The 21,082-nt window shown below is 49.2% G+C and carries 18 protein-coding genes; 14 read left to right on the plus strand and 4 right to left on the minus strand.

Annotation, left to right across the window (positions count from 1 at the left end):
* Positions 1–19: 19 nt before the first annotated feature.
* The 6 genes from AC50YG_RS02615 to AC50YG_RS02640 all read left to right on the plus strand — a co-directional run bounded on the left by AC50YG_RS02615 (position 20) and on the right by AC50YG_RS02640 (position 6,724).
* Positions 20–898 (plus strand): tetratricopeptide repeat protein, encoded by an 879-nt coding sequence (locus tag AC50YG_RS02615; protein WP_494824510.1) that lies wholly within the window; start codon positions 20–22, stop codon positions 896–898.
* 152 nt (positions 899–1,050) lie between these two features.
* Positions 1,051–2,655 carry an AraC family transcriptional regulator gene (locus AC50YG_RS02620; RefSeq protein ID WP_494824512.1) on the plus strand — a complete coding sequence of 535 codons (1,605 nt, stop codon included), beginning with the start codon at positions 1,051–1,053 and terminating at the stop codon, positions 2,653–2,655.
* A gap of 106 nt (positions 2,656–2,761) precedes the next feature.
* Positions 2,762–3,748 carry an ABC transporter substrate-binding protein gene (locus AC50YG_RS02625; protein WP_494824513.1) on the plus strand — a complete coding sequence of 329 codons (987 nt, stop codon included), beginning with the start codon at positions 2,762–2,764 and terminating at the stop codon, positions 3,746–3,748.
* Between the two features lie 4 nt (positions 3,749–3,752).
* Positions 3,753–4,553, plus strand: coding sequence for a hypothetical protein (locus AC50YG_RS02630; RefSeq protein ID WP_494824516.1), 801 nt, complete (start codon positions 3,753–3,755; stop codon positions 4,551–4,553).
* A gap of 569 nt (positions 4,554–5,122) precedes the next feature.
* Positions 5,123–5,929 carry a BclA C-terminal domain-containing protein gene (locus AC50YG_RS02635; protein WP_494824517.1) on the plus strand — a complete coding sequence of 269 codons (807 nt, stop codon included), beginning with the start codon at positions 5,123–5,125 and terminating at the stop codon, positions 5,927–5,929.
* A 102-nt stretch (positions 5,930–6,031) separates the two neighbouring features.
* Positions 6,032–6,724 (plus strand): S-Ena type endospore appendage, encoded by a 693-nt coding sequence (locus AC50YG_RS02640; protein WP_494824519.1) that lies wholly within the window; start codon positions 6,032–6,034, stop codon positions 6,722–6,724.
* A gap of 54 nt (positions 6,725–6,778) precedes the next feature.
* Here the strand turns inward: AC50YG_RS02640 and AC50YG_RS02645 are convergent, their stop codons facing one another.
* Together AC50YG_RS02645 and AC50YG_RS02650 are read right to left on the minus strand one after the other, a co-directional pair.
* The gene (locus AC50YG_RS02645) at positions 6,779–7,120 is read right to left on the minus strand and encodes a DUF3992 domain-containing protein (RefSeq protein WP_473755113.1); all 342 of its coding nucleotides are present in this window, start codon (positions 7,118–7,120) and stop codon (positions 6,779–6,781) included.
* Positions 7,121–7,149: 29 nt separating this feature from the next.
* Positions 7,150–7,521, minus strand: a complete 372-nt coding sequence (locus AC50YG_RS02650) for a DUF3992 domain-containing protein (RefSeq protein WP_494824520.1) — start codon at positions 7,519–7,521, stop codon at positions 7,150–7,152.
* Positions 7,522–7,811: 290 nt separating this feature from the next.
* On the opposite strand from AC50YG_RS02650, the gene AC50YG_RS02655 reads away from it, so the two are divergent.
* Positions 7,812–8,369 carry a DUF309 domain-containing protein gene (locus AC50YG_RS02655; protein WP_494824522.1) on the plus strand — a complete coding sequence of 186 codons (558 nt, stop codon included), beginning with the start codon at positions 7,812–7,814 and terminating at the stop codon, positions 8,367–8,369.
* A 96-nt stretch (positions 8,370–8,465) separates the two neighbouring features.
* Here the strand turns inward: AC50YG_RS02655 and AC50YG_RS02660 are convergent, their stop codons facing one another.
* Both AC50YG_RS02660 and AC50YG_RS02665 read right to left on the minus strand, forming a co-directional pair.
* Positions 8,466–9,041, minus strand: coding sequence for a beta-class carbonic anhydrase (locus tag AC50YG_RS02660; protein ID WP_473755110.1), 576 nt, complete (start codon positions 9,039–9,041; stop codon positions 8,466–8,468).
* A 76-nt stretch (positions 9,042–9,117) separates the two neighbouring features.
* Entirely contained in the window at positions 9,118–9,438 is a 321-nt protein-coding gene (locus AC50YG_RS02665; RefSeq protein ID WP_494824525.1) for an iron-sulfur cluster biosynthesis family protein, read from the minus strand.
* A 194-nt stretch (positions 9,439–9,632) separates the two neighbouring features.
* On the opposite strand from AC50YG_RS02665, the gene AC50YG_RS02670 reads away from it, so the two are divergent.
* The 7 genes from AC50YG_RS02670 (at position 9,633) to mutS (ending at position 21,060) form a co-directional block, all read left to right on the plus strand.
* A complete protein-coding gene (locus AC50YG_RS02670) occupies positions 9,633–11,147 on the plus strand; it encodes a carboxypeptidase M32 (RefSeq protein ID WP_494824527.1) in 1,515 nt (504 codons plus the stop codon).
* 1,066 nt (positions 11,148–12,213) lie between these two features.
* The gene (locus AC50YG_RS02675; protein ID WP_494824529.1) at positions 12,214–13,218 is read left to right on the plus strand and encodes an ABC transporter substrate-binding protein; all 1,005 of its coding nucleotides are present in this window, start codon (positions 12,214–12,216) and stop codon (positions 13,216–13,218) included.
* Positions 13,219–13,242: 24 nt separating this feature from the next.
* Complete coding sequence (locus AC50YG_RS02680; RefSeq protein ID WP_494824531.1) at positions 13,243–14,055, plus strand: ABC transporter ATP-binding protein; 813 nt, start codon at positions 13,243–13,245, stop codon at positions 14,053–14,055.
* A gap of 112 nt (positions 14,056–14,167) precedes the next feature.
* Positions 14,168–14,941, plus strand: a complete 774-nt coding sequence (locus tag AC50YG_RS02685; RefSeq protein ID WP_473755180.1) for an ABC transporter permease — start codon at positions 14,168–14,170, stop codon at positions 14,939–14,941.
* A 392-nt stretch (positions 14,942–15,333) separates the two neighbouring features.
* Entirely contained in the window at positions 15,334–15,897 is a 564-nt protein-coding gene (locus AC50YG_RS02690; RefSeq protein WP_341277902.1) for an outer spore coat protein CotE, read from the plus strand.
* 279 nt (positions 15,898–16,176) lie between these two features.
* Entirely contained in the window at positions 16,177–17,643 is a 1,467-nt protein-coding gene (locus tag AC50YG_RS02695; protein WP_494824532.1) for a putative amidoligase domain-containing protein, read from the plus strand.
* Between the two features lie 615 nt (positions 17,644–18,258).
* Positions 18,259–21,060, plus strand: a complete 2,802-nt coding sequence (mutS, locus tag AC50YG_RS02700) for a DNA mismatch repair protein MutS (RefSeq protein ID WP_494824534.1) — start codon at positions 18,259–18,261, stop codon at positions 21,058–21,060.
* Positions 21,061–21,082: the final 22 nt, after the last annotated feature.

Below are 21,082 nucleotides of genomic sequence, written 5' to 3' on the forward strand. Positions count from 1 at the left end.
GAAGGGGCAGGGAGAAGCTTTGGCGGAAGACAGAGATTTTGAGCAAAATACGTATGCTGCTGTATATCAGCTGCTCGAGTGGAAACGGTATAAGGAAGCTCTAGAGCAAACGGAGCAGATTTTGCGCCATAACCCGGAAGATATAGATGCATTGGCACTTATAGCTCAAATTTATTTGCAAATGGAAGATTACGAAAAAAGCTTGTATTGGTCTGGTGAAGTGTTGAAGCGTGATCCGGACCATACGGTTGCTTGGTATGTACGCGTTGTCACCTTTTACGATACGGATGATGTGAAGGCCTTTTTCGAAGCGGCACATGAAGCTTTGCGAATTGAACCATACAGAGCTCAGTACTACTTTTTGCTTGCTAGTCGGATGAACAAAATGGGGAAATTCAAGGAAGCGAAGGAGCATCTGCTGCAAGCGCTACAGCTGAATGCAGAGTCGCCGCTTTATATGGCTGTGCTGAGCTATACGGAAGCGCTGCTCGGTCATTTTGAGGAATCGGAGCAATTGGACAGGCAGGCGATTCGGGCAGAGGCGGAAGAGCCTGCTGTTCTGCTGCACCTCGCTTGGGCGGCAGGTCATCGGGGCGACTATACGCTGCAGGAAAAGTATATGCAAAGTGCCGTCAGGCTCAATCCAGAGGATAAGCAGTATCAGGATGAATATTTGAATGCCTTGCAAAACAGCCATAAGCTGTATCGTATCTTTTTAGCACCGATGAAGGTCATAAGGCGCATGAAACGCTGGCAGATTCTCGTCAGCTGGCTAGTGGCGGTGATCTTTTTTAAACCGCTCCTTATTGTGTTAATTGTACTGTATGTTTTAGCTCATTGGGCGACGAAGGGCATTGTGCATGTGCGCGTGTTTGGCTGGCGGCGTCGCGGTTCTTAAATGGTCCTTTTTGCAGCAAAAAAGATCTGAAGCGAGGCGATAAGCTGTTTCCGGTATTGCATCGGAGATGGCTTATTCGTCTATATTCCGACTGAATAGGCTGCAAAATTGAAGGCTCTAGGGTGAAAGAAAGGAAGGGAGGGAGGGCGGTCATGCACAATCTAGTAAACTTGATGAGGAGACTTATTTTTACTTCGGTTCACTGCTTTTCTTTCCGGGGTCAAGCGGACGATCTATTAACCGCTAAATTAACTCCTAAAATGCTCCATACCTATGCCATAGGCTATGTAATCGCTGGCAAGGGTTTGCTGAAAATAAGCGGTCATGCCACTCCAGTCAAGTCAGGTGATTTATTTTTTCTACAGCCTGAAACGATGGTCGAAGGGTATTCTGATTCCAGGGATCCGATTCAATATTCATTGATTCTGTTTTCCTGTATGCAATTAAGCAAGCCGATAGAGGGCTGGTCGGTTAAGCGACCTATTTTTCCAATGCAGGGGAAGCTTGCGTTAGTGGACGATCGCACTTCTGTAGAGGGGCTAATCCAGCAATTGCTTGAATTAAGCTGGCATTTCCGGTTACAGGAGAGGCATACGATCCATTATATGCTTTCAAAGCTGCTGCTGCTGATGGGCAAAAGCAGGCCTGAGCAGCAGCAGACTGTAGGCATGGACCAGGTGCTGGCCTATATGAATGAAAATTACCAGAAGGATTTGCAGGTTAGCCAATTGGCGGAAATGGCAGGTTTCAGTCCGAATCATTTTACGAAAACGTTTAAAAATCAAATGGGCAGCACACCTACGGAATATCTTTTGCAACAACGGATTACAGAAGCAAAGCAATTATTGGTTTCCTCGATGAAAGCGAAGCGTGTAGCTGAGCAGGTCGGATACAAGGATGAGCATTATTTCAGCAGAGTTTTCAAAAAAGCCGAAGGCGTTGCTCCTACCTTATATATTAAAAATAAATGCCATCGCATTGCCGCGTTATATTATGGGCTGGATGACCATTTAATTACACTTGGATATGAGCCGGTTGCTGCACTATCCTATACCGATCGGGTTTCCTCGACCTGCATTATTCCGAGGCTGAATGCGTACAGCCAGCAAAGCTCTATGCTCCAAGGCGGTCACACGAATTACGATAAGCTGCTCCGAACAAAGCCTGATCTGATACTGACAAGTGATCGCTTGGAGCGGGATGAGCTGCTGAATCAGATTGCGCCAACTGCCATGCTTAAGCATTCGAACAAATACGGACAGACGCTGGAGCAGCTTGCGGGCCTATTGGGCAGAGAGCAGCAGGCCGCAGCATGGATAAGCAGGTATGGCGAGAGAACGGAAAAGCTGAAGGAACGAATGAAGGCGCATTGGGGAGGACAGAGCGTTTATTTTATAAGGGTAAGCCAGAACTTTTATCGGGTATACGGAAAAAACAATCAAACGGGCAGCCTTTTTTATGATGATCTGGGATTATCGCTTCCGGATCGGTTCCCTACCCACGAATGGGCGCTCGATATCCAGCTAAACGACCTGCCATTATTTAATTCACAGCATATTTTTCTTATGGCTGACCCCACTAAAGGCTCGAAAATGCGCTTGCAGCATTTGCTTCAATCGGAAGAATGGCAATCACTTGATGCGGTACGTCGCCATCATGTTTATGACGCTAGTGATTTATTTTTCAAAGCGCTGGGACCTTCCGGTAGGATGTGGGCGATGAATTATACGGCATTAAAGCTCGGAATAATAGAGTAAAAAGATCCACCTTAATTGCATGGATTTATCCATGGTTATTGAAAGGGCCTTTCTTTATGATTAGTGATAATGATTATTATTACTATAAAGAGAGGGTTAACAACAAATGAATAAGTACCGAATGATGTACCTCGTATTACTTTCTATGCTGCTGCTTGCTGTGACGGCTTGCGGTAAAGGAGAAGGTCAGGCGAGCGAACCCGAGCAAACGAATCAGCCTGTGAATCAACCAGTGGAAAATGCGACTCGTACCGTTACCCATCTGAAAGGGGAGGCCATCGTTCCTGCGAAAATCGACAAAATAGTCGTGCTCTCCGCTGCTTATATCGATCATCTGCTGACTATTGGCGAAAAACCAGTTGGTGTAAATGTGGAGACCCGTTATGGTGGAGACTACCTGCCTTATTTGGCAAGCGAGCTTGCAGGTGTACAGCTGGTGGGCTCTGCGGATAGTCCCAATTTGGAAGCGATTGTTCAGCTGGAGCCGGATGTCATTCTCATAGAGAGTCGGACTGCGGAGAATACGTATGATCAGCTGGAAAAGATCGCACCAACGATTGTGCTTGGTACGGAGTGGCTGGAGTATGGCGATGATACGGCCTACTGGACTGCAGATTTATTGAAAGTGGCCGAGCTGTACGACAAAGTGGATTTGGCTAAGGAGAAAATTGCCGAGCTTGATGAAAAGACTAGGCAAGCCAGCGAGAAGATAAAGGCTATCGAAAATCATAACCTTGCCTATTTAAGAGTCAGAGAGAAGAATCTGCAAATATACGCGGAAAAAGGCCATCCTACAAATACGCTGTTGTACCATGATCTCGGTTTTTCGAAAACTTCATTGACGCCAGAGGAGCAGCGCGGCGAGCTGTCTTTAGAAGTGATTTCTGACCTAGACGCTGATTATATCGTGCTTGAAGTTGACCCTAATGGACAGGATAATTTGAATAGCATTAAGGACAGCTCCTTTTGGAATAAGGTTTCTGCGGTGCAAAATAATGAGGTGTATGAAACAGACTCGTTTTGGCTGTTTAAAGGCTGGGGCGTCATTGGACGAGGACAAATTATAGATGAAGTATTGAAAATGATGGAGTAAGCAGATGGAGGAGAATGCCCAGCAGGCTCAGGCGGCAAACTTTTTACAACAGAATTTTCGTATTTCCATAGGGGAATTGGAGAAGGATGCCTATCCATTTTCTGCCGTAGAGCTTCTAGATCCTACCAGATGTTCTCATATTATGAGGCTCCAGTCCAGACAACTGGAAGATCCGGGCGATATCGTAGTGGGAACCTTGTTTGCAAAACGTTACGCCGTGTTTTTTATGGGGCTGGTTTCTGCTGTTAGTTTATTTGATTGTAGACTGGATGCATCGCCTGAAAATGTGCGATTTCGAATAATGAATCTCGCTGCTATGGAATATCAGGTAATGTTGTCGGCGCATCCGTGGCTGCCCGTTTTAGAAATAGAACAGCGCAAAGCTGAGGTTGAAAATTGGACAGATCGTTTGCTGCAGCATACAGAAATGATTTTGGCGGCGGTATCCTCACATACAGGAGCAAAGGTGAACATGATGTGGTCGCTCATTTCGAATTATGTTCAGAATAGCTATGCGCGTCTGGAGCAGAATGTGGAAGTTTGGCGAACGGAACAGCGATTGCAGCTTATTTTGGCCGATCGGAGTATTTTGTTAGAACAAAGGAAGGGCAATCCGCTGGCTGTTTCATTTCGCGAATTTCATCATCCTCAATATGAAGGGGCTCCAATTGTTTTACGCCGTTATTGCTGCTTGGCTTACCGGCTGAGGCGGGAGGGACAACAGGTGCATGGGTATTGCAGCACTTGCCCGAAAATCAGTGATGAGGAAAGGCTCGATCTATTGGGCTATGGTGCAAATACTTAGCGGATAACGTATAGATTGGGTGTGATTATTTAGAGGCTCCTGCGGCGCAAGCTGCTGAGAGTTTCTTTTTTATTAAGAAGTAATTCTAAAGGCTTGTGAAATAAAAAGATGGGTAAGTCAAAAAAGCCTGCTCGTGAGGGAGCCGGTTTCTTTGTGCTTTAAACTATTCTTATGAAGAAAAGGCATACGTACAAACCATGTGCTTGAGAAATCCATTAACTAGTAGTAGAGAAGTCATGTCGAGGAATTGGTAAACAAAGCATGTTAGAGCGTTGGGTGAACGCTGACTTTAATATAACTCTCTTTAATAGCAGGGCGAGAACAAGTAGGTTTACTATTTTATCGTTAGCCATATTTTTCTGATTCTAATGGTCTGAGGCAATGGGGAGAACCGCATAAAGGGAGTGGCTAAGCAGATGTATTTAAGCAGTTCGGGATATTGCAGCAATTGCCAAGGAGGTTCAAATAACCATTGTACTTGTGGCGGTCAGTTAAGCTGTAATGGAATACCCAGCAAGAAAGGCGTAACGGGGGCAACAGGGGCAACCGGTGCGACAGGAGCAACCGGGGTGACTGGAGGGACTGGAGCTACAGGGGCAACCGGGGTGACTGGAGGAACAGGAGCCACAGGAGCAACCGGGGTGACTGGAGGAACAGGAGCCACAGGGGGAACGGGAGCGACGGGGGCAACGGGAGCGACTGGGGGAACGGGAGCGACGGGGGCAACGGGAGCGACTGGGGGAACGGGAGCGACGGGGGCAACGGGAGCGACTGGGGGAACGGGAGCGACGGGGGCAACTGGAGCGACAGGTGGAACGGGAGCAACTGGAGCGACAGGGGCTACTGGAGCAACAGGTGGCACCGGCGCAACGGGGGCTACCGGTCCTAATTTTGCTACAGAAGGCTTTTCTGCATTTTTGTCTAATATTGCATTATCCGCAACTGGACAGCTTACAAATTGGTCGGTGGCGAATCCTTATTATGGACATCCGAATTTTAATGCCGTAACAGGGAATTTCACAATTCCGGCAACCGGAAGATACACGATTTTAGCGACAATAAATTATGCAACAACCGCTGCTCTGAGTGTCACCCTTGGTGCAGGAATCAACCCATTTTTTGTTGTTCAAAGAACCTCTCCTACTGTGACTTCTTTAGTTGCAGGTCTGTTACCTATACTAAATGTCAGCGTCGTGCTGGTGTTAACATTACGCGCTGTTCTCGGAAGTGGAGAAGTAACTTTAGCGGGTGAGGTTACGCTTACGGCAGGCGATGTAATTGGATTATTTTATAATGCGAACGGATTAACTATTGCACTTAATATTGGGAATGGGGCCACGAATGGCGTTGTTTGGTCAATGCACGAAATCACTTAAACCGTTTTTTGAAATAAATTCTCATCATGTATAACCATATGCGGAGGAGGAACATTTAATATAAGTAAGTGACTGAATTGTCGTTGTTGAAAGAGGGATAATATGCTGAAAAAGGGACGTCGTTCAAGAAGAGAAATCTTGCCCTCGTTTATGATCGTTCTCAAAATGAATTCCTCCTGTATTCAGAAAATCAAACGCAAACACAAACGCAAATTTAACTGCAAGATAAAGAAAAGACGTTGTAGAAATCGCAGGCGAAAACGGAGATTGCGTCCGGTTTTTTTAAACCGTCCCAAACGCTGCCGTAAAGCACTATCCTTCCCAATTACGTTCCCCACTGCACCTTGTTTAGATCCCGTAAACCCAGTGAATCCAGTAAATCCTGTGACCCCTGTGAACCCTATAAGTCCAATCGTCCCGATTATTCCGGTGAAGCCTTGTAAAAATGCCAATGATATCGTCATTGAAAAAGAGTGCTGTGGTAATGTGCTCATTCAAGGAAAGCAGCCTGAATTTTTAATATGGGAGGCCGATGTCGACTCCCAAACAACGATTGCACAAATTAGTATTTTCTCAAATGCCGCGAGTACGGATGCTTTAAACGTAGACATAAACGGCGAGGAAACAAAGCGGATCATAGTATTGCCCGGAAATACATCCAATTTTATTGGGCAAGGTGTAAAATCAGTTAAAATCTCTGTACAAGGAAATGATTTCACCTATGTGGAAGGAAAATATGTGATTTCAACCACCTTGCAATTATCTGCCAGCTCCTCCACAGTGAACGGGCAATAAATAAGGTGGTTCTCCATCGAAATGGAAGAACCACCTTATTAAAACCTGCTTATTTTATAGATTGTAACGCACGGTTATACAGAATTCGCCTTGTACAGCTGCTGTTGAAGTTAAGGAAATGGATTGAAATCGTGCTACAGTGAACGATGCGCTTCCTCCGACAGGAATAACAATCGTTTCAATGGGGGCAACAATTCCTGCCGCGAAAAAGTTTACGGTTAGAGCACCCGTGCCTGTTTCATATTTCACAAAACCTGTACCGCTAATAATTTGAGGTATGTTATCTGAAAAAATAACTTGAGTACCTGCAGCAGCTAACTGCCAATTGATACATACTTTATCTTGTACAATAATTTTGTCCGTACAACAACTAAGTGAAGGTGTAGTATCACACATATGCGTTTATACCTCCTGCGTCCTTTTTATTAAATAGGGTATCGGGTAGTAATACAAAACTCTCCTTGATAAGTGCCTGGAGATGCTGCCGGCAGTGTAATTTGGATAGCGCTGAAACGACGATAGGTAAATGCCATGCTTGTTCCAGGAGCAAGTGTAAAGGGAGTAGGGTTAATAGGGGTTCCGGTACTGTCAAGGAAATCAAAGGTGATATCATCAGGACCGACGTCATATTGCAAATAACCAGTTCCTACAATATTTTGGTTAATGTTATTCGTAAAAGTAACAACAAGGACATCAGCCGCTACAACTGTGCCACTCCAAGGCGTACATACTTTATCTTGAACGAAATTTTTATCTGAACAGCAAGTAAGAGCAGATGCACTTTTACTACAAGCCATAGCGTAATACCTCCTAATAATAATTTCTAACTATTTAATGCAGGCAGAAGCTTGCTCGCTTGGACATATGCCTGAGGTTCAAGTTTTAATTGAAATTAATGATGTAATATGGTGAAAAATTTTAATAATGGTCAGCGAGTCTGTAAAAAACAAGCTGTTTCCGTTAGACCGTCGGAAACAGCTTGTTATCTGGGCCTTTTTATAAGTGGTACTATCGTGCTTGATAGTCAGTTGCACATCAGCAATGCAAAACGCTACAATGATTAGAAAGGCAGAAGGGGAAGATTGCAATGAGATATCCAGGTCATTATGTATCGTATTTAGTTGAGTTTCATGCGACGAGAGACTTTTTCGAATGCCATGAGCAGCTGGAAGAGTATTGGAAGGAGCATCCCGCAGATGAACGGGCGCTAATCTGGGTTGGGCTGATTCAGCTGGCTGTTGGCCAATATCATGAGCGGCGGGGCAATCTTGCAGGTGCAGCAAAAATGTATGAGCAAGCGCTTGGCAAGCTGACTGCCGAATCACTGGACAGCCTCGGGCTAGATGGCGCTGTAGCTGTAATAGAACTGGAGGCTGCACTTTCAAGGTCAAAGCAGCTAGAAGATGCTAATTCGCCTGCTTATAAGGATATGAATCTCGTTATTGTCGATGCCCAGCTGCAATTGTTATGCGAGCAGGAGTGCGCCAAAAGAGGACTGGCTCTTACGCAGTGGGGATTGCCGAGTGATAAGACAGACGAAGCGCTTATCCATCGTCATACGTTGCGGGATCGCAGCGATGTCATTGCCGCGAGAGAAGAAGCGATTGCCGCGAGAAAAAAGAAGCCATCGACGCACAATCGTTGAACGGCTCTGCGAAAGCAGTGAACGGTTCAGCTTCCCTTTTGTGCGGGAATGGCTTCTTTTTCAAATCAATAGATATTATGTAGGAAAGGCTTGCGGCTATTCTTGTTTCAGTCTGTCATAGCCGTTGACAATCAGATCGAGTTGTCCTGTTTCCGGCTCAATCGTCATGCCATGCACGGGAACATTAGGCGGAAGCAAGGGGTGATTGCGGATAATGCCTACGCTTTTCTCCACGCTTTCTTTCACATTGTCGAATCCGGTCAGCCAGCGCATGAAATTAAGCCCAGAGTGCCTTAGCGTTTCAACCGTCTGCTCGGGTACGCCGCGTTCTGTCATATGCTGAACGATGACCTCAGGATTAAGACCGGTCATGCCGCAGCCATGATGCCCGACGACAAATACTTCATCGGCTTGCAGCTCATAGATGGCGATTAAAACACTCCTCATAATATTGCCGAACGGCTGGGTGACGATGCCGCCAGCATTTTTGATAATTTTCGCGTCTCCATTGCGCAGGTTCATCGCTTTCGGCAGCATTTCGGTCAGCCGCGTATCCATGCAGGTGACGATGACCATTTTACGGTCGGGAAAACGGCTCGTTATGTACTGCTCATAATCTTTGCGCTCGACAAAAGCTTTATTGTCGTTCATGATTTGGTCAACGTTGTTCATAGGCTCCTCCTATATCTGGTGTTACAGGTTAATCTTAGTTAAAAGTTCATAAATACAGTGTAGTAGGCTGGAGCCGTCAGGCCGTCAGAAATCGCAAATTAAGGGAATAAATTTGTCCGTCGCTTTTCAAACTGAATGTTCCACGATCTGTATCGTAACCGATGCGGAGTTGAGGGTCAAAAAAAACTTCATGGCGGGGTTCATACAAAAAGGCGAAGGGCTGTCCTTGTGTTAATCGGTCGTCTGCACTAGATTCCTTTACAAGCTGTAGGGCGGGGACACCGCTGACGACGCAGCCGCAGCCTTCGGTATCATGCAGCAGCTTAAGCTGGTGAACGCCGTCTTCTAAATAGGGAGAAAGCTGCTCAACTGCGGATGGTGAAAAAGTTATAAACATAGGTGATGCCTCTCTTCCATTTCAATTCGCACTTTAATGATGTTTAGATTAAAGTTGATTATACGTACAGTAATCGTTAAGATCAAGTTAAGATCAGATGAAAGATGAAGGAATGCTGTTATTCTTTGGCAGCAATTGCACACTTCATGTTGAATTAGGCTGATCTTTTATTTATTTGGAAAGGGTGATGAGAAATGACCGTACATAATTCGAAGGCGCTAGCTCCATTTCTGGAAACGGTGAAAAAATTGAAAGCTTACGGCGAGGCGCTTGGCGTACTTTATTGGGATTTGCGCACCGGCGCTCCGCGCAAAGGCATGGATATGCGTTCGGAGGTCATCGGATCTTTATCCGGCGACATGTTCAAGCTTTCCACATCGCCTGAATTAGGTGAATGGCTGAGTGAGCTGGAACAGCCAGAAACATTCAGTGGACTAAGCGAAATCGAGCGCAAGCTTGTAACCGATACAAGGGAAGAATACGATCGCAGCGTTAAAATTCCGCCGAAGCTTTATGAGGAGCATGTCGTTATTTGCTCTCAGGCTGAATCCAAGTGGGAAGAAGCGAAGGCAGCGAACGATTACGAGGGCTTCCAGCCATATTTGGAAAAAGTAATCGACTACACGCAGCAGTTTATCGACCTCTGGGGACCGAAAGAAACCCGTTATGACACGCTGCTTGACCAATACGAGCCAGGCATGACCGTGAAGGAGTTGGATAAAGTGTTTGGCGGTTTGCGCGAGCAGTTGGTTCCACTCGCAGCAGCAATTGCTGCGTCCAAGCATCAGCCGGATACGTCCTTCCTGCGTCAAAACTATGAAAAGCAAGCTCAAAAAGCATTCAGCCTGCGGATTTTGAAGCAGATGGGCTATGATTTTGAAGCGGGCAGGCTTGATGAAAGCGCGCATCCGTTTGCAACGGGACTCAACACAGGCGATGTGCGAATTACGACTCGTTATTTGGAAGACGATGTGACGAGCGCCTTGTTCGGCACCATTCATGAGGGCGGACATGCGCTTTATGAGCAAAATATTATGACTGAGCTGGATGGAACGACGCTGAGCACGGGCACTTCAATGGGCATTCATGAATCGCAATCGCGTTTCTGGGAAAATGTCATTGGCCGCAGCAAACCGTTCTGGCAGCATAATTTTGCCGCTTTGCAGCAGCAGTTTCCGGGCCAGCTGGATGTGACGCTGGATCAATTTTATCGGGGCAATAACGTCGTTCAGCCGTCTCTTATTCGCATTGAAGCCGATGAGCTGACGTACAATCTTCATATTATTATCCGCTATGAAATTGAGAAAATGATATTTAATGAAGGTGCGAAGGCTGCCGATCTTCCAGCCATTTGGAATGAAAAATATAAGGAATATCTGGGTATTGAACCGCCGACAAATGCAGAAGGCGTCCTGCAGGATGTACACTGGTCCGGTGGCGCATTCGGCTACTTCCCGTCGTATTCTCTGGGCAACATGTATGCGGCGCAATTCGCCGATACGCTGGAGCGGGAGCTGCCGAACTTCTGGGAGCTTGTAAGTACAGGGGATCTGCTGCCGATTAAAGAATGGCTCAGCGAACGCATTTATAAATATGGCAAGCTCAGAACACCTTCTGAGTTGATCCAAAATGTAACCGGAAAGCCGCTGGACCCGCAATATTTGGTGAAATATTTGGAGAAGAAATATAGCGAGATTTATAAGCTGTAATAAGGGAATGGTTGTAAGTTATAAGGAAAGCTTGTAAGGAAGGTTTGGTTTGTGGGGGAAGGGAGCAGCGATATTGGCAGGACCCGACTCCCCACGCGAACCCCAAGCTCCCATGAAAACCCCGTAACATTCGCACTCCGCGCCCAATAAGCGGAAATGCGGATTTCGGGTTAAATAATGGAACGGATAATAGTGAGGGAAATGAGGTTCGCGAAAATGGGCCTTTTTTTCCTTGCTAGGTAAGGAGTTTTTGGGTGTGCTGTCGCTCCCCGTGCGGGAGTGTGGATTGAAACTGGAGAAGTGGCGGCGCTCGATGCGGCCGATCCGGTCGCTCCCCGTGCGGGAGCGTGGATTGAAACGAGGCAAAATCTGTCGCGGAGCTGGGACGGTTTGAGTCGCTCCTCGTGCGGGAGCGTGGCTGCTGCACCTTGCTAAGTACGTACTCGAGGCCAATCTCCTCTGACCATTCAAGGCTTAAGGAAGCACAGCATGCGATTGTTACTTAGAGCACAGTCACAGTGACCACTGTGGCTGAGAATATGTATATTTGGAAACTTATTCCTTTTTAGAAGGACTGAGTTTCCGTTATTCTGGCTTTCACTTCCATTTTGGGCCTTAAGCGGACAGAAGATCCGCTATTCCCTTCAAAATCCTCTCAAAATGACGATGGACAGCGCATTAGCGTCTCCTGAGTCCGCAGCCTGTGCCAAAACCAGTGATTCGGTTGAAATAGCGGCTGCTGTGTCCTCCAAGTCTATCTTTGTATCTTTGTGCAGGGAGCAAAGCTCCAAAAAGAGCAGCATGAAGCTGCCTTTTGGTGAGTAGGCTCACATTTATGAGTTATGCCATTCTCGGTAGTAGAGGGAAAACGTTTGAACGCTGGCTTCTTTCGAGATCTAGCTTGCTAGCGTTTGCCTACATGCCCTAGTAGAGCCGTTATTCCGCATCAGGTGGAATAACGGCTTTTTCATGCGCAAAAAGCGGCTAGCGGCAATCACCGCCGAGCGTGCGCACGCATAGGCTGGAGTACAACACGCAAGCTGTAAATAGCGGGAGGAGAAAAAGGATGAGGAGAAGATGGACAACGTTGCTGCTAGTTGTCACGCTGGCTGCAACCGCTGTGCTGGCAGGCTGCGGCGGAAAAAGTGAGAAAACAACGCTAAAAGTCGGCGAGGTCACGCGCTCCCTCTTTTATGCGCCACAATATGTAGCGCTGGAGAAGGGTTATTTTGCTGAGGAAGGGCTGAATATTGAACTAACGACAACGGCTGGCGGGGACAAGACGATGACGGCGCTCCTGTCAGGCGTAATCGATGTGGCGCTTGTCGGCTCGGAGACGTCGATTTATGTGTATCAGCAGGGGGCGGATGACCCGGTCATCAATTTTGCCCAATTGACGCAGACCGATGGTACGTTTCTCGTCGCTCGCGAGCCTGAGCCTAGCTTTGATTGGCAGTCGTTGAAAGGAAAAACTTTCCTTGGACAGCGGAAGGGCGGCATGCCGCAGATGGCTGGAGAGTTTACGCTGAAAAAATTCGGAATTGACCCGCAGAAGGATTTGGAGCTGATCCAAAATGTCGATTTCGCCAATATTTCGGCAGCTTATGCTTCAGGAACAGGCGATTTTGTGCAGCTTTTTGAGCCGACGGCGTCTATTTTTGAGAAAGAGGGCCGTGGCAAGGTGGTGGCTTCCTTCGGGGCGGAGAGCGGGCATTTGCCGTACACCGTTTATATGGCGAAGCAAAGCTTTACAAACAAAAACAAGTTGGCGCTGCAATCTTTCACCAATGCGATTCATCGGGCACAATTATGGGTGGCTGAAAATAATGCTGAAACCATTGCGGACGTTGTCCTGCCTTATTTTGAAAATGTAGATCGCGGTATTTTGATTAGCTCAATCGATCGTTATAAGCAGCAAGGCTCTTTTGCGGCTGACCCGATCATTGATCAGGAGGAATGGAACAATTTGCTGGACGTCATGACCTCGGCCGGCGAACTGAAGGCGCGAACCGAGCATGATGCCATCGTAAACACGGCCTTTGCGGAAGCTGCGATTGAAGCCGTGAAGTAACGATGGTTGCGAGGAGGAAAAACGATGGCGAATAGTGACCCCGCGCTTACGCTGCGGCAAGTGACTCATGTATATGTGAATGAGAAGGGCGCCTCGCTTGCTGTGGAGGATATGAACTTGACCGTTCAGCGCGGCGAGTTCGTCAGTCTGGTCGGGCCAAGTGGTTGCGGAAAAACGACGGTGCTCAGCATGCTCGCTGGCTTATTTTTGCCGACACGCGGCGAAGTGCTCCTGAACAATCGACAGGTAATACAGCCGTCTACCCTTGTCGGTTATATGCTCCAGCAGGATTATTTGTTTCCATGGCGGACGATTTTGGATAATGCGGCGCTGGGGCTGGAGCTAACGGGGAAAAAGACGCGTGCTGCGGTTGAAACCGTAGCCGATTTGCTGGCTGAGCTTGGCTTGCCCGGAGCGGAAACCCGTTATCCACATGAGCTGTCGGGCGGTATGCGGCAGCGTGTTGCCTTGGCGCGGACGCTGGCAACTGAGCCGGAAGTATTGCTGCTGGATGAGCCTTTTTCGGCGCTGGATTTGCACATCAAGCTTCAACTGGAGGATTTGGTACAGGAAACGCTGCGAAAGCTTGGAAAAACAGCGCTGCTTGTGACGCATGATTTATCTGAAGCTGTGGCGATGAGTGACCGCGTCATTGTACTGGCAGCAAATCCAGGGAGAATTCGCTGCGAGCTGACTATTCCGGATTCCATTCGGCAGGCATCGCCGATGAAAGCTCGACAGCTGCCGGAGTTTCAGCCGCTGTTCGATCAATTATGGGCAGAGCTGGATGCTGCCGAGAAGACCCTCTGGGAAGGGAGCGAAAGCAATGAAGGATGACGGGGAACATGCAGATAGAGAGCCAGAGCGAGTAGGGCAGGGACAGAAGCAATCTCCTTCTGATGTGAAAGAGGTCAGAGCAGACTGGCTAGACTGGCTGCACCGAGCTTATATGAAGCGGGCAAAAAGGACGACTGCGCTAGTAGGGGTTACACAGTTTATAATTTTAGTACTATTTATTGGACTGTGGGAGGCCGCGGGACGAAATCGGTGGATTGATCCGCTGCTGTTCAGCTATCCAACGAAGATGTTCCATCAATTGTGGGGGACGATGTCGGACGGCTCAATCTGGCCGCATATCGGAGTGACCGTATCGGAAACGATTGTCGGCTTTGCACTAGGCACACTACTGGGCACGCTGCTTGCGGCGCTGCTATGGTGGTTCCCTTTTGTATCACGGGTTGCGGACCCTTATTTGGTCGTACTGAACAGCATGCCGAAGGTCGCGCTGGGGCCAATATTTATCGTTTGTCTTGGCCCCGGCTTTCTCTCCATTGTAGCGGTCACTTTGTCAGTAACGGTTATTATCACGACTTTAAACATTTATAACCAGTTTCGCGAGGTGGACGCAGGCTACATTAAAGTTGTTCGGCTGTTCGGAGCGGGGCGGTCACAGCTTTTTCGCAGCGTAATTTTGCCAGCCTCGTTCCCGGTTATTATTTCGACACTGAAAGTGAATGTGGGTTTGGCATGGATCGGCGTTATAGTAGGCGAATTTCTCGTTGCGAAGCTTGGGCTGGGCTACCTTATTATTTATGGCTTCCAAGTGTTCAACTTTACGCTTGTTCTTTCCAGTCTGCTAGTCATTGCGGCGGTTGCCACGGTTATGTACAAAGCCGTTTCTGCGCTGGAGCGCAAGCTGATGGCGGGCTGGCGTGAGCAGTAGTACATTGTACGCTGTGATTTTTATGTAAGATAATTAGCTTGTGCGTGGTTGAAAAGAAGTGCAAAAACAGGCTTTGGCATAATGGCTGGGGTGGCTTCATAACTATTAGTATAGTTCGATTTTAGCTGGCGCTTTCGTAATAGGAGCGGGAGCTGCAAGGGTGAAAAAAAGGATTTTGCGGCGAGCCTCCCGCAAGCTGCTCGTATATAGCGGCCAACTAAAGGCGGGGAAATGGGGAGCGAAGGTCTTGGGGAAACGTGGATTTACGTTTTGCAGCGGGTTTTGTGGGTGTTTTTTAAAACAATCTCTCTTTGTCTGCATTCGTTTTATCAACATTCGCCCACGTCCTGCATACACTTTAAGTGAATGATTGCATGGAGGAGGTTAAATCAATGGCTAATGCAGATAAACAGCTTCAATACAGAGAAATTATCACCAAAGCTGTCTGCGGCAAAGGTCGTAAGTTTTCCACTGTAACCCATACCGTTACGCCGCCTCAACATCCGACCAGTATTTTGGGCGCATGGATTATCAACCATCAATATGAAGCGGTTCGTTCGGGCGATGGAATTGAGGTCATCGGTACTTACGACATTAACATCTGGTACTCGTACAGCAAAAACTCGCAAACCGAAGTTGCGAAGGAATCCGTTCATTATGTAGAAAATGTTCCGCTTTCGTTTGTCGATCCGAAGCATCGCGCTACAACCGTGGAAGTTTCAGCCGACGCGCTTCAGGAGCCGAATTGCATTGAAGCGAATGTTTCATCGAGCGGCTCCGGCGTTGTCATCCGGGTTGAACGCGAATTTTCGGTAGAGCTGGTTGCCGAGACGAAAGTGACGGTTGCTTGTATCCCTGGAGGTTTGGACGGCCTCGATGCCAAGGAATACGAGTACGGTCTCGACGATGAAGACTACGAAGATCTTGATCCGGATTTGCTCGACGACGAGCTTTAATCTGGCAGCCTGACGGCCATATGGCTAGCGTGGATTGAATCTTCCCGGCAAGGAAGCTTAAATCCTCAACATGTTAGCTTAACGCCACTGTGTCTCGGCTTCTGTACGGTATGATATGCGGCAATGTCCGCAAACTTGAGGGCGAAAGCCCTCTTTTTGTTGATATTGAACATATTCGGGCGTATGCCCTGGGGCTGAGATGGAGAAGGGGGAGGTTTGGTCAGAAAATGGTGCTCATAAGTTAAGGGTGAGTAGATTATGGCCGAAAGGAGCAATGAGATGGCGGCAGTGTGGCTGTGGAACAGCAGTACCGGGCGGTTGGAGCAGGCAGGTAAAGAGACTGCTGCCGCTGGATCACCTCCAACAGCAAGCCTGCTTGATGAGGTTAAGTCTGGCGACGCGGTTATCGTGAGCAGCTGCGCTTTTGAGAAAAAGGAGGGGCTGCCTGCTTTGCCAAGCGGCATCTGGCTGCTGAATGAGGGCGAGCTCGGCTTTGCGGCGATGTCTGCCGCCGAGCAGCAGCAAAGGCTGCGCCGGGCAGGCCTGCTTCGGCGGCAGGAGCTGGGAGATAGCGACCGATTATATAGGGTCGCTATTGCGCATTTGGAGCTGATCGAGCTGCAGCGCCTCGATCGGTGGGGCAGGCCCGCAGCGGGGCAGCCGCTGCTGCGGGCGGAGCCAGGCGGCCAGGCGGCAGCGCCATGGCCGCGGGATGCGGCTCTGCGGCGGGTCATCCGCGCCGCAGTCGCCGCTTTGTATGCACTCGGCCTCGATATGGGTGAGGCCGAGGTTGTGCTGGGCGCAGGCGGGCGAGCCGCCGTCCGCGCAGCGGGGGCTGTGCGCGATGCGAAGCTGCGCGCAGTGGGCTTGGCGCGAATGGCCGCCTGGTATGAGGCGGCCGCAGCGCCTTTGCCCGGCACGGCGCCCAAGCTGATGCTGGGCGCCGACCCGGAGTTTGCGCTAATGCGGCCGGATGGGCGAATTGTGCCGGCTTCGCGCTTTTTTGGCGATGGGGCCCAAGGGGCAGCGGGCAGCGACGCCATGCTTATTGGGCGACGGATCGTCTACCCCGTCGCCGAGCTGCGGCCCGAGCCGGCCGAAAGCCCGGCCGCACTGGCCGCGAATCTCCGGCGGCTGTTGCTGCGCGCCGCGGAACGTATCAGCGACCCCAGCCTCTGCTGGGTCGCTGGAGCAATGCCCGTGCCGGGACTGCCGCTCGGCGGGCACATCCATCTCAGCGGCACGCCGCTATCCAGCCGTTTGCTGCGGCTGCTCGACAGCTACGCGGCGTTTCCGCTCGCTCTCGTCGAAGACCCGGCCGGACGGGGCAGACGCCCCCGTTACGGCGCCCTTGGCGAATACCGCCAGCAGCCGCATGGCGGCTTCGAATACCGCACGCTGCCGAGCTGGCTCATCTCGCCAGCAGCGGCAAAAGCCGCGCTCGCGCTCGCGCTGCTGTGCGCGCGCGAGACTAGAGCCCTCACAGACATACCGGCTCTTGACGAACGGTATGTCGAAGCCTTCTACTCCGGCGACCGCACGGCGCTGGCCGGGTGCCTGGACCCGCTAGCCGCAGCGCTCGCGGCGACGCCAAGCTACGCGGCGCTTGCAGCCGACATCGAGCCTTTGCTCGATGCAGCGCGGCGCGGCATAATCTGGGATGAGCGGGCTGACATCCGCCACAAATGGCGCATCCCCATGCCAGCTCCTGCTTCTAACAGGTCGTCTAACAAAAAGACGACATAATGTTTAGTCCGTAGTCCGTAGTCCGTAGTCTCTAATCTCTAATCTTTATTCTCTAATCTTTATTCACTAATCTTTATTCTTTATTCTTTATTCTTTAATTTCTAATGTCCAATGTCTATTGCATGCCTCATCTCAGTTCTATAATGGAAGCCAACGAAGCTGACATTATAACCAACCTACGCGCTGGCAGTTATCGAAGCGGCAAAGCGGGGAGCTCTTTTTTAGCAAGTAAGTCCTCCAAACATGCGAGGCATATTCGTTCTTTTTTTCAGATCTCCCTATTTTTCACACGTGTTCAACAATAGGGCTTCCCTGCACTTTCAAAATGGCTTGTATGCCAAGCAAACAGGCCATTTCCCTCTTTTCACCGCGTTACTTCCCGCTTTATTTCTCCCGTTACTTCTCACTTTATTGTGCATACTCCCCCGGCTTTTCTCCCTTTATGCACACCCGGAAAAATAGACAAGTTGGCGCGGCAAGCCAACGCTTGATATAATAGTAGAAAGTTGCTTGATTAGAATTTCGGAGATTTGGCGGAATTTACGGCTCTGATCATACGATAAACCTAGATTGCGAACGCCCGCGTTCGCTTACAAAAATAAAGGAGGGGCAACAGTGGCAAGCTATACCCCGATGATTATGCAATACCTAGCGATTAAAGAAGAAGCGAAGGATGCGTTTCTTTTTTTTCGTCTGGGCGATTTCTATGAAATGTTTTTTGAAGATGCGATTGCGGCCTCGCGAGAGCTTGAAATTACACTAACCGGAAGAGAAGGCGGCGGCACTGAAAAAATTCCAATGTGCGGTGTACCCTATCATTCTGCGCAAAACTATATCGCAAGACTCGTTGAAAAAGGGTACAAGGTTGCCATTTGCGAGCAGGTTGAGGATCCAGCTGCTGCCAAGGGCGTCGTACGACGTGAAATTGTTCAGGTCATTACACCGGGAACAGTCATGGAGTCTAAGGCACTCTCCGATAAAACGAATAATTTTATTTCAGCAGTTGCCCTATTAAATGGGAAAGTATCGATCTCCTCCTGCGACTTATCCACGGGAGAGCTGTACGTCACTTCGTTCCCGCTCCAGATGGAAGCGCTGATTGATGAAATTAACGTCTATCAGCCCGCTGAAATTGTTGGTGATGAGGAATTGCTCGGCAAGCTTCAAGCTTCAAATGCTTGGAATCGCCCAATATTGCTGACGAAGCGCGAGCTCGTGCCGGAGCAAAAGCTGCTCGACCAATTCGGCAGGCAGGAGCTTTTACAGCTGAATGAAGCATGCTTGCGCGCCGTGAACCTGCTGATTGGCTATTTGGATGATACGCAAAAACGTTCACTCGGTCATGTTCGCGCAATCCGCAGCTATGAGCCGGGTCAATATATGATTCTAGATCATTATACCCGCCGAAACCTGGAGCTGACCGAGACCGTGCGCGACCGCTCGAAGAAAGGCTCGCTGCTCTGGCTGCTCGACCGCAGCCAAACCTCAATGGGCGCAAGGCTGATGCGCCGCTGGATCGACAAGCCTCTGCTTTCGCGCACCGCGATCGAAGCAAGGCTGGAGGCCGTTGATACTTTATATCGGAATTTGATTTTGCGCGATGATATTCGCTCTGAGCTGCATGATATTTATGATCTGGAGCGTTTGGTTGGCAGAGTGGCGTTTGGCAGTGCCAATGGACGCGACATGAATGCCCTCAAAACGTCCATTCAGCGCGTTCCTCAGCTAGTCCAGCTATGTAGAGACTCGGGCTCGCAGCGGCTGGTGCAGCTGATTGACGGATTGGATGATTGCGCCGATTTGGGAGATATGATTGAGACGGTGGTCGTAGACGAGCCGCCAGTCTCGATTCGCGAAGGCGGACTTATTCGTGCTGGCTACGATGATTATTTGGACCAGCTTAAGGAAGCCAGCACTAATGGTAAAAAATGGCTCGCTGAGCTGGAGCGTGCGGAACGCGAAGCAACCGGCATTCGCTCGCTCAAAATCGGCTACAATAAAATATTCGGTTATTATCTTGAGGTTTCCAAAGCCAATCTCGCGATGCTGCCGGAAGGCCGCTATGAAAGAAAACAGACGCTTTCCAATGCTGAGCGATTCGTAACGCCTGAGCTGAAGGAGAAGGAGCGTCTAATTCTTGAAGCTGAGGAGAAAATGGTCGATCTCGAATATGAGCGGTTTCTAGAGCTGCGTGAGCATTTAGCAGGGCAGCTTCACCGTCTACAGCTCCTTGCCGAGGTCATAGCCGAGCTTGATGTGTATCAGGCATTTGCGACGGTCAGCGCAGAGCGCAGATTTACCCGCCCATCGATTACCGATTCGTTCGATATGGTCATCGAAGAAGGCAGGCATCCTGTTGTTGAGGCCGTTATGGAAAATGGTGCAGCGTTCATCGCTAATGCGACGCAGCTTCATAAAGAAAGTAACACGATGCTGCTTATTACGGGGCCGAATATGGCAGGCAAAAGCACCTACATGCGCCAAGTCGCATTGATTGGCATTATGGCGCAAATCGGCTGCTTTGTTCCGGCAAAATCGGCACAAATTCCACTGACTGACCGGATTTTCACGCGGATTGGCGCGGCGGACGACCTAATTGGCGGACAAAGTACGTTCATGGTCGAGATGAAGGATATTCAAATTATGACCGAGAAGGCGACGGAGAACAGCCTTGTCATTATTGACGAGCTGGGACGCGGCACTTCTACGGGCGAAGGCATGGCCATTGCCCAAGCGGTTATTGAATATGTGCATCATCAAATTCGCTGTAAAGCGCTCGTATCGACCCATTTTCATGAGCTGTCGCATTTGGAGGATTCCTTGCCGCTGCTGACCAATGCTTGTATGGCGGTACAGGAAAGCGGCGATCATGTTACCTTTTTGCGTAAGCTGATACCTGGCGCAGCCGGAACGAGCTACGGCATTTATTGCGCGAAGCTGGCAGGCTTGCCTGAGTCCATTATTTCCCGCTCCTATGAGCTATTGGAAGTTTCGGAAGCAGTGGTTGAAACGAATGCGAGCAGCAAGGTGAGTACAGGTGCTGTTGCGGGAACAGAGAGTCAAACGGCTGAGCAGCAAGATCCGTATGTTGAATCAGAGCAGGAACAATTGTATGAAGCTATACAGTCTGGTGCTGCTTTATCCAATGCAACTGAACATGCCTATAACAGCAATTCCTCCGAAACAGATCATTCGGCCACCCAAGCATCGAATGCTGGCGTACGTGAAACTGCTGCGGCCATCCAGCTGTCCATTTGGGATGAGCCAGCTGCCGCGCAGGCTGAGTCGGGCCGCCGTAAAGGAAATGCCAAATCCGAGCAGCTTGCTGATCAACTGCGCAAGCTCGACCTATATAATATGACGCCGATGCAGGCGATGCAGTGGCTGGGTGATATGAAACGCAAAATGAACGACTAGAAGCGGCAAGTCCGCGTGGGAA

The organism is Paenibacillus sp. J31R34, from assembly GCF_059383715.1.

What these genes read in the sequence shown, in the direction of transcription:
- AC50YG_RS02620 (WP_494824512.1), top strand. Translation starts at nt 1,051, where the DNA reads ATGCACAATCTAGTAAACTTGATGAGGAGACTTATTTTTACTTCGGTT.
- AC50YG_RS02625 (WP_494824513.1), top strand. Translation starts at nt 2,762, where the DNA reads ATGAATAAGTACCGAATGATGTACCTCGTATTACTTTCTATGCTGCTG.
- AC50YG_RS02630 (WP_494824516.1), top strand. Translation starts at nt 3,753, where the DNA reads ATGGAGGAGAATGCCCAGCAGGCTCAGGCGGCAAACTTTTTACAACAG.
- AC50YG_RS02640 (WP_494824519.1), top strand. Translation starts at nt 6,032, where the DNA reads ATGCTGAAAAAGGGACGTCGTTCAAGAAGAGAAATCTTGCCCTCGTTT.
- AC50YG_RS02645 (WP_473755113.1), bottom strand. Translation starts at nt 7,120, where the DNA reads ATGTGTGATACTACACCTTCACTTAGTTGTTGTACGGACAAAATTATT.
- AC50YG_RS02650 (WP_494824520.1), bottom strand. Translation starts at nt 7,521, where the DNA reads ATGGCTTGTAGTAAAAGTGCATCTGCTCTTACTTGCTGTTCAGATAAA.
- AC50YG_RS02655 (WP_494824522.1), top strand. Translation starts at nt 7,812, where the DNA reads ATGAGATATCCAGGTCATTATGTATCGTATTTAGTTGAGTTTCATGCG.
- AC50YG_RS02660 (WP_473755110.1), bottom strand. Translation starts at nt 9,041, where the DNA reads ATGAACAACGTTGACCAAATCATGAACGACAATAAAGCTTTTGTCGAG.
- AC50YG_RS02665 (WP_494824525.1), bottom strand. Translation starts at nt 9,438, where the DNA reads ATGTTTATAACTTTTTCACCATCCGCAGTTGAGCAGCTTTCTCCCTAT.
- AC50YG_RS02670 (WP_494824527.1), top strand. Translation starts at nt 9,633, where the DNA reads ATGACCGTACATAATTCGAAGGCGCTAGCTCCATTTCTGGAAACGGTG.
- AC50YG_RS02675 (WP_494824529.1), top strand. Translation starts at nt 12,214, where the DNA reads ATGAGGAGAAGATGGACAACGTTGCTGCTAGTTGTCACGCTGGCTGCA.
- AC50YG_RS02680 (WP_494824531.1), top strand. Translation starts at nt 13,243, where the DNA reads ATGGCGAATAGTGACCCCGCGCTTACGCTGCGGCAAGTGACTCATGTA.
- AC50YG_RS02685 (WP_473755180.1), top strand. Translation starts at nt 14,168, where the DNA reads ATGAAGCGGGCAAAAAGGACGACTGCGCTAGTAGGGGTTACACAGTTT.
- AC50YG_RS02690 (WP_341277902.1), top strand. Translation starts at nt 15,334, where the DNA reads ATGGCTAATGCAGATAAACAGCTTCAATACAGAGAAATTATCACCAAA.
- AC50YG_RS02695 (WP_494824532.1), top strand. Translation starts at nt 16,177, where the DNA reads ATGGCGGCAGTGTGGCTGTGGAACAGCAGTACCGGGCGGTTGGAGCAG.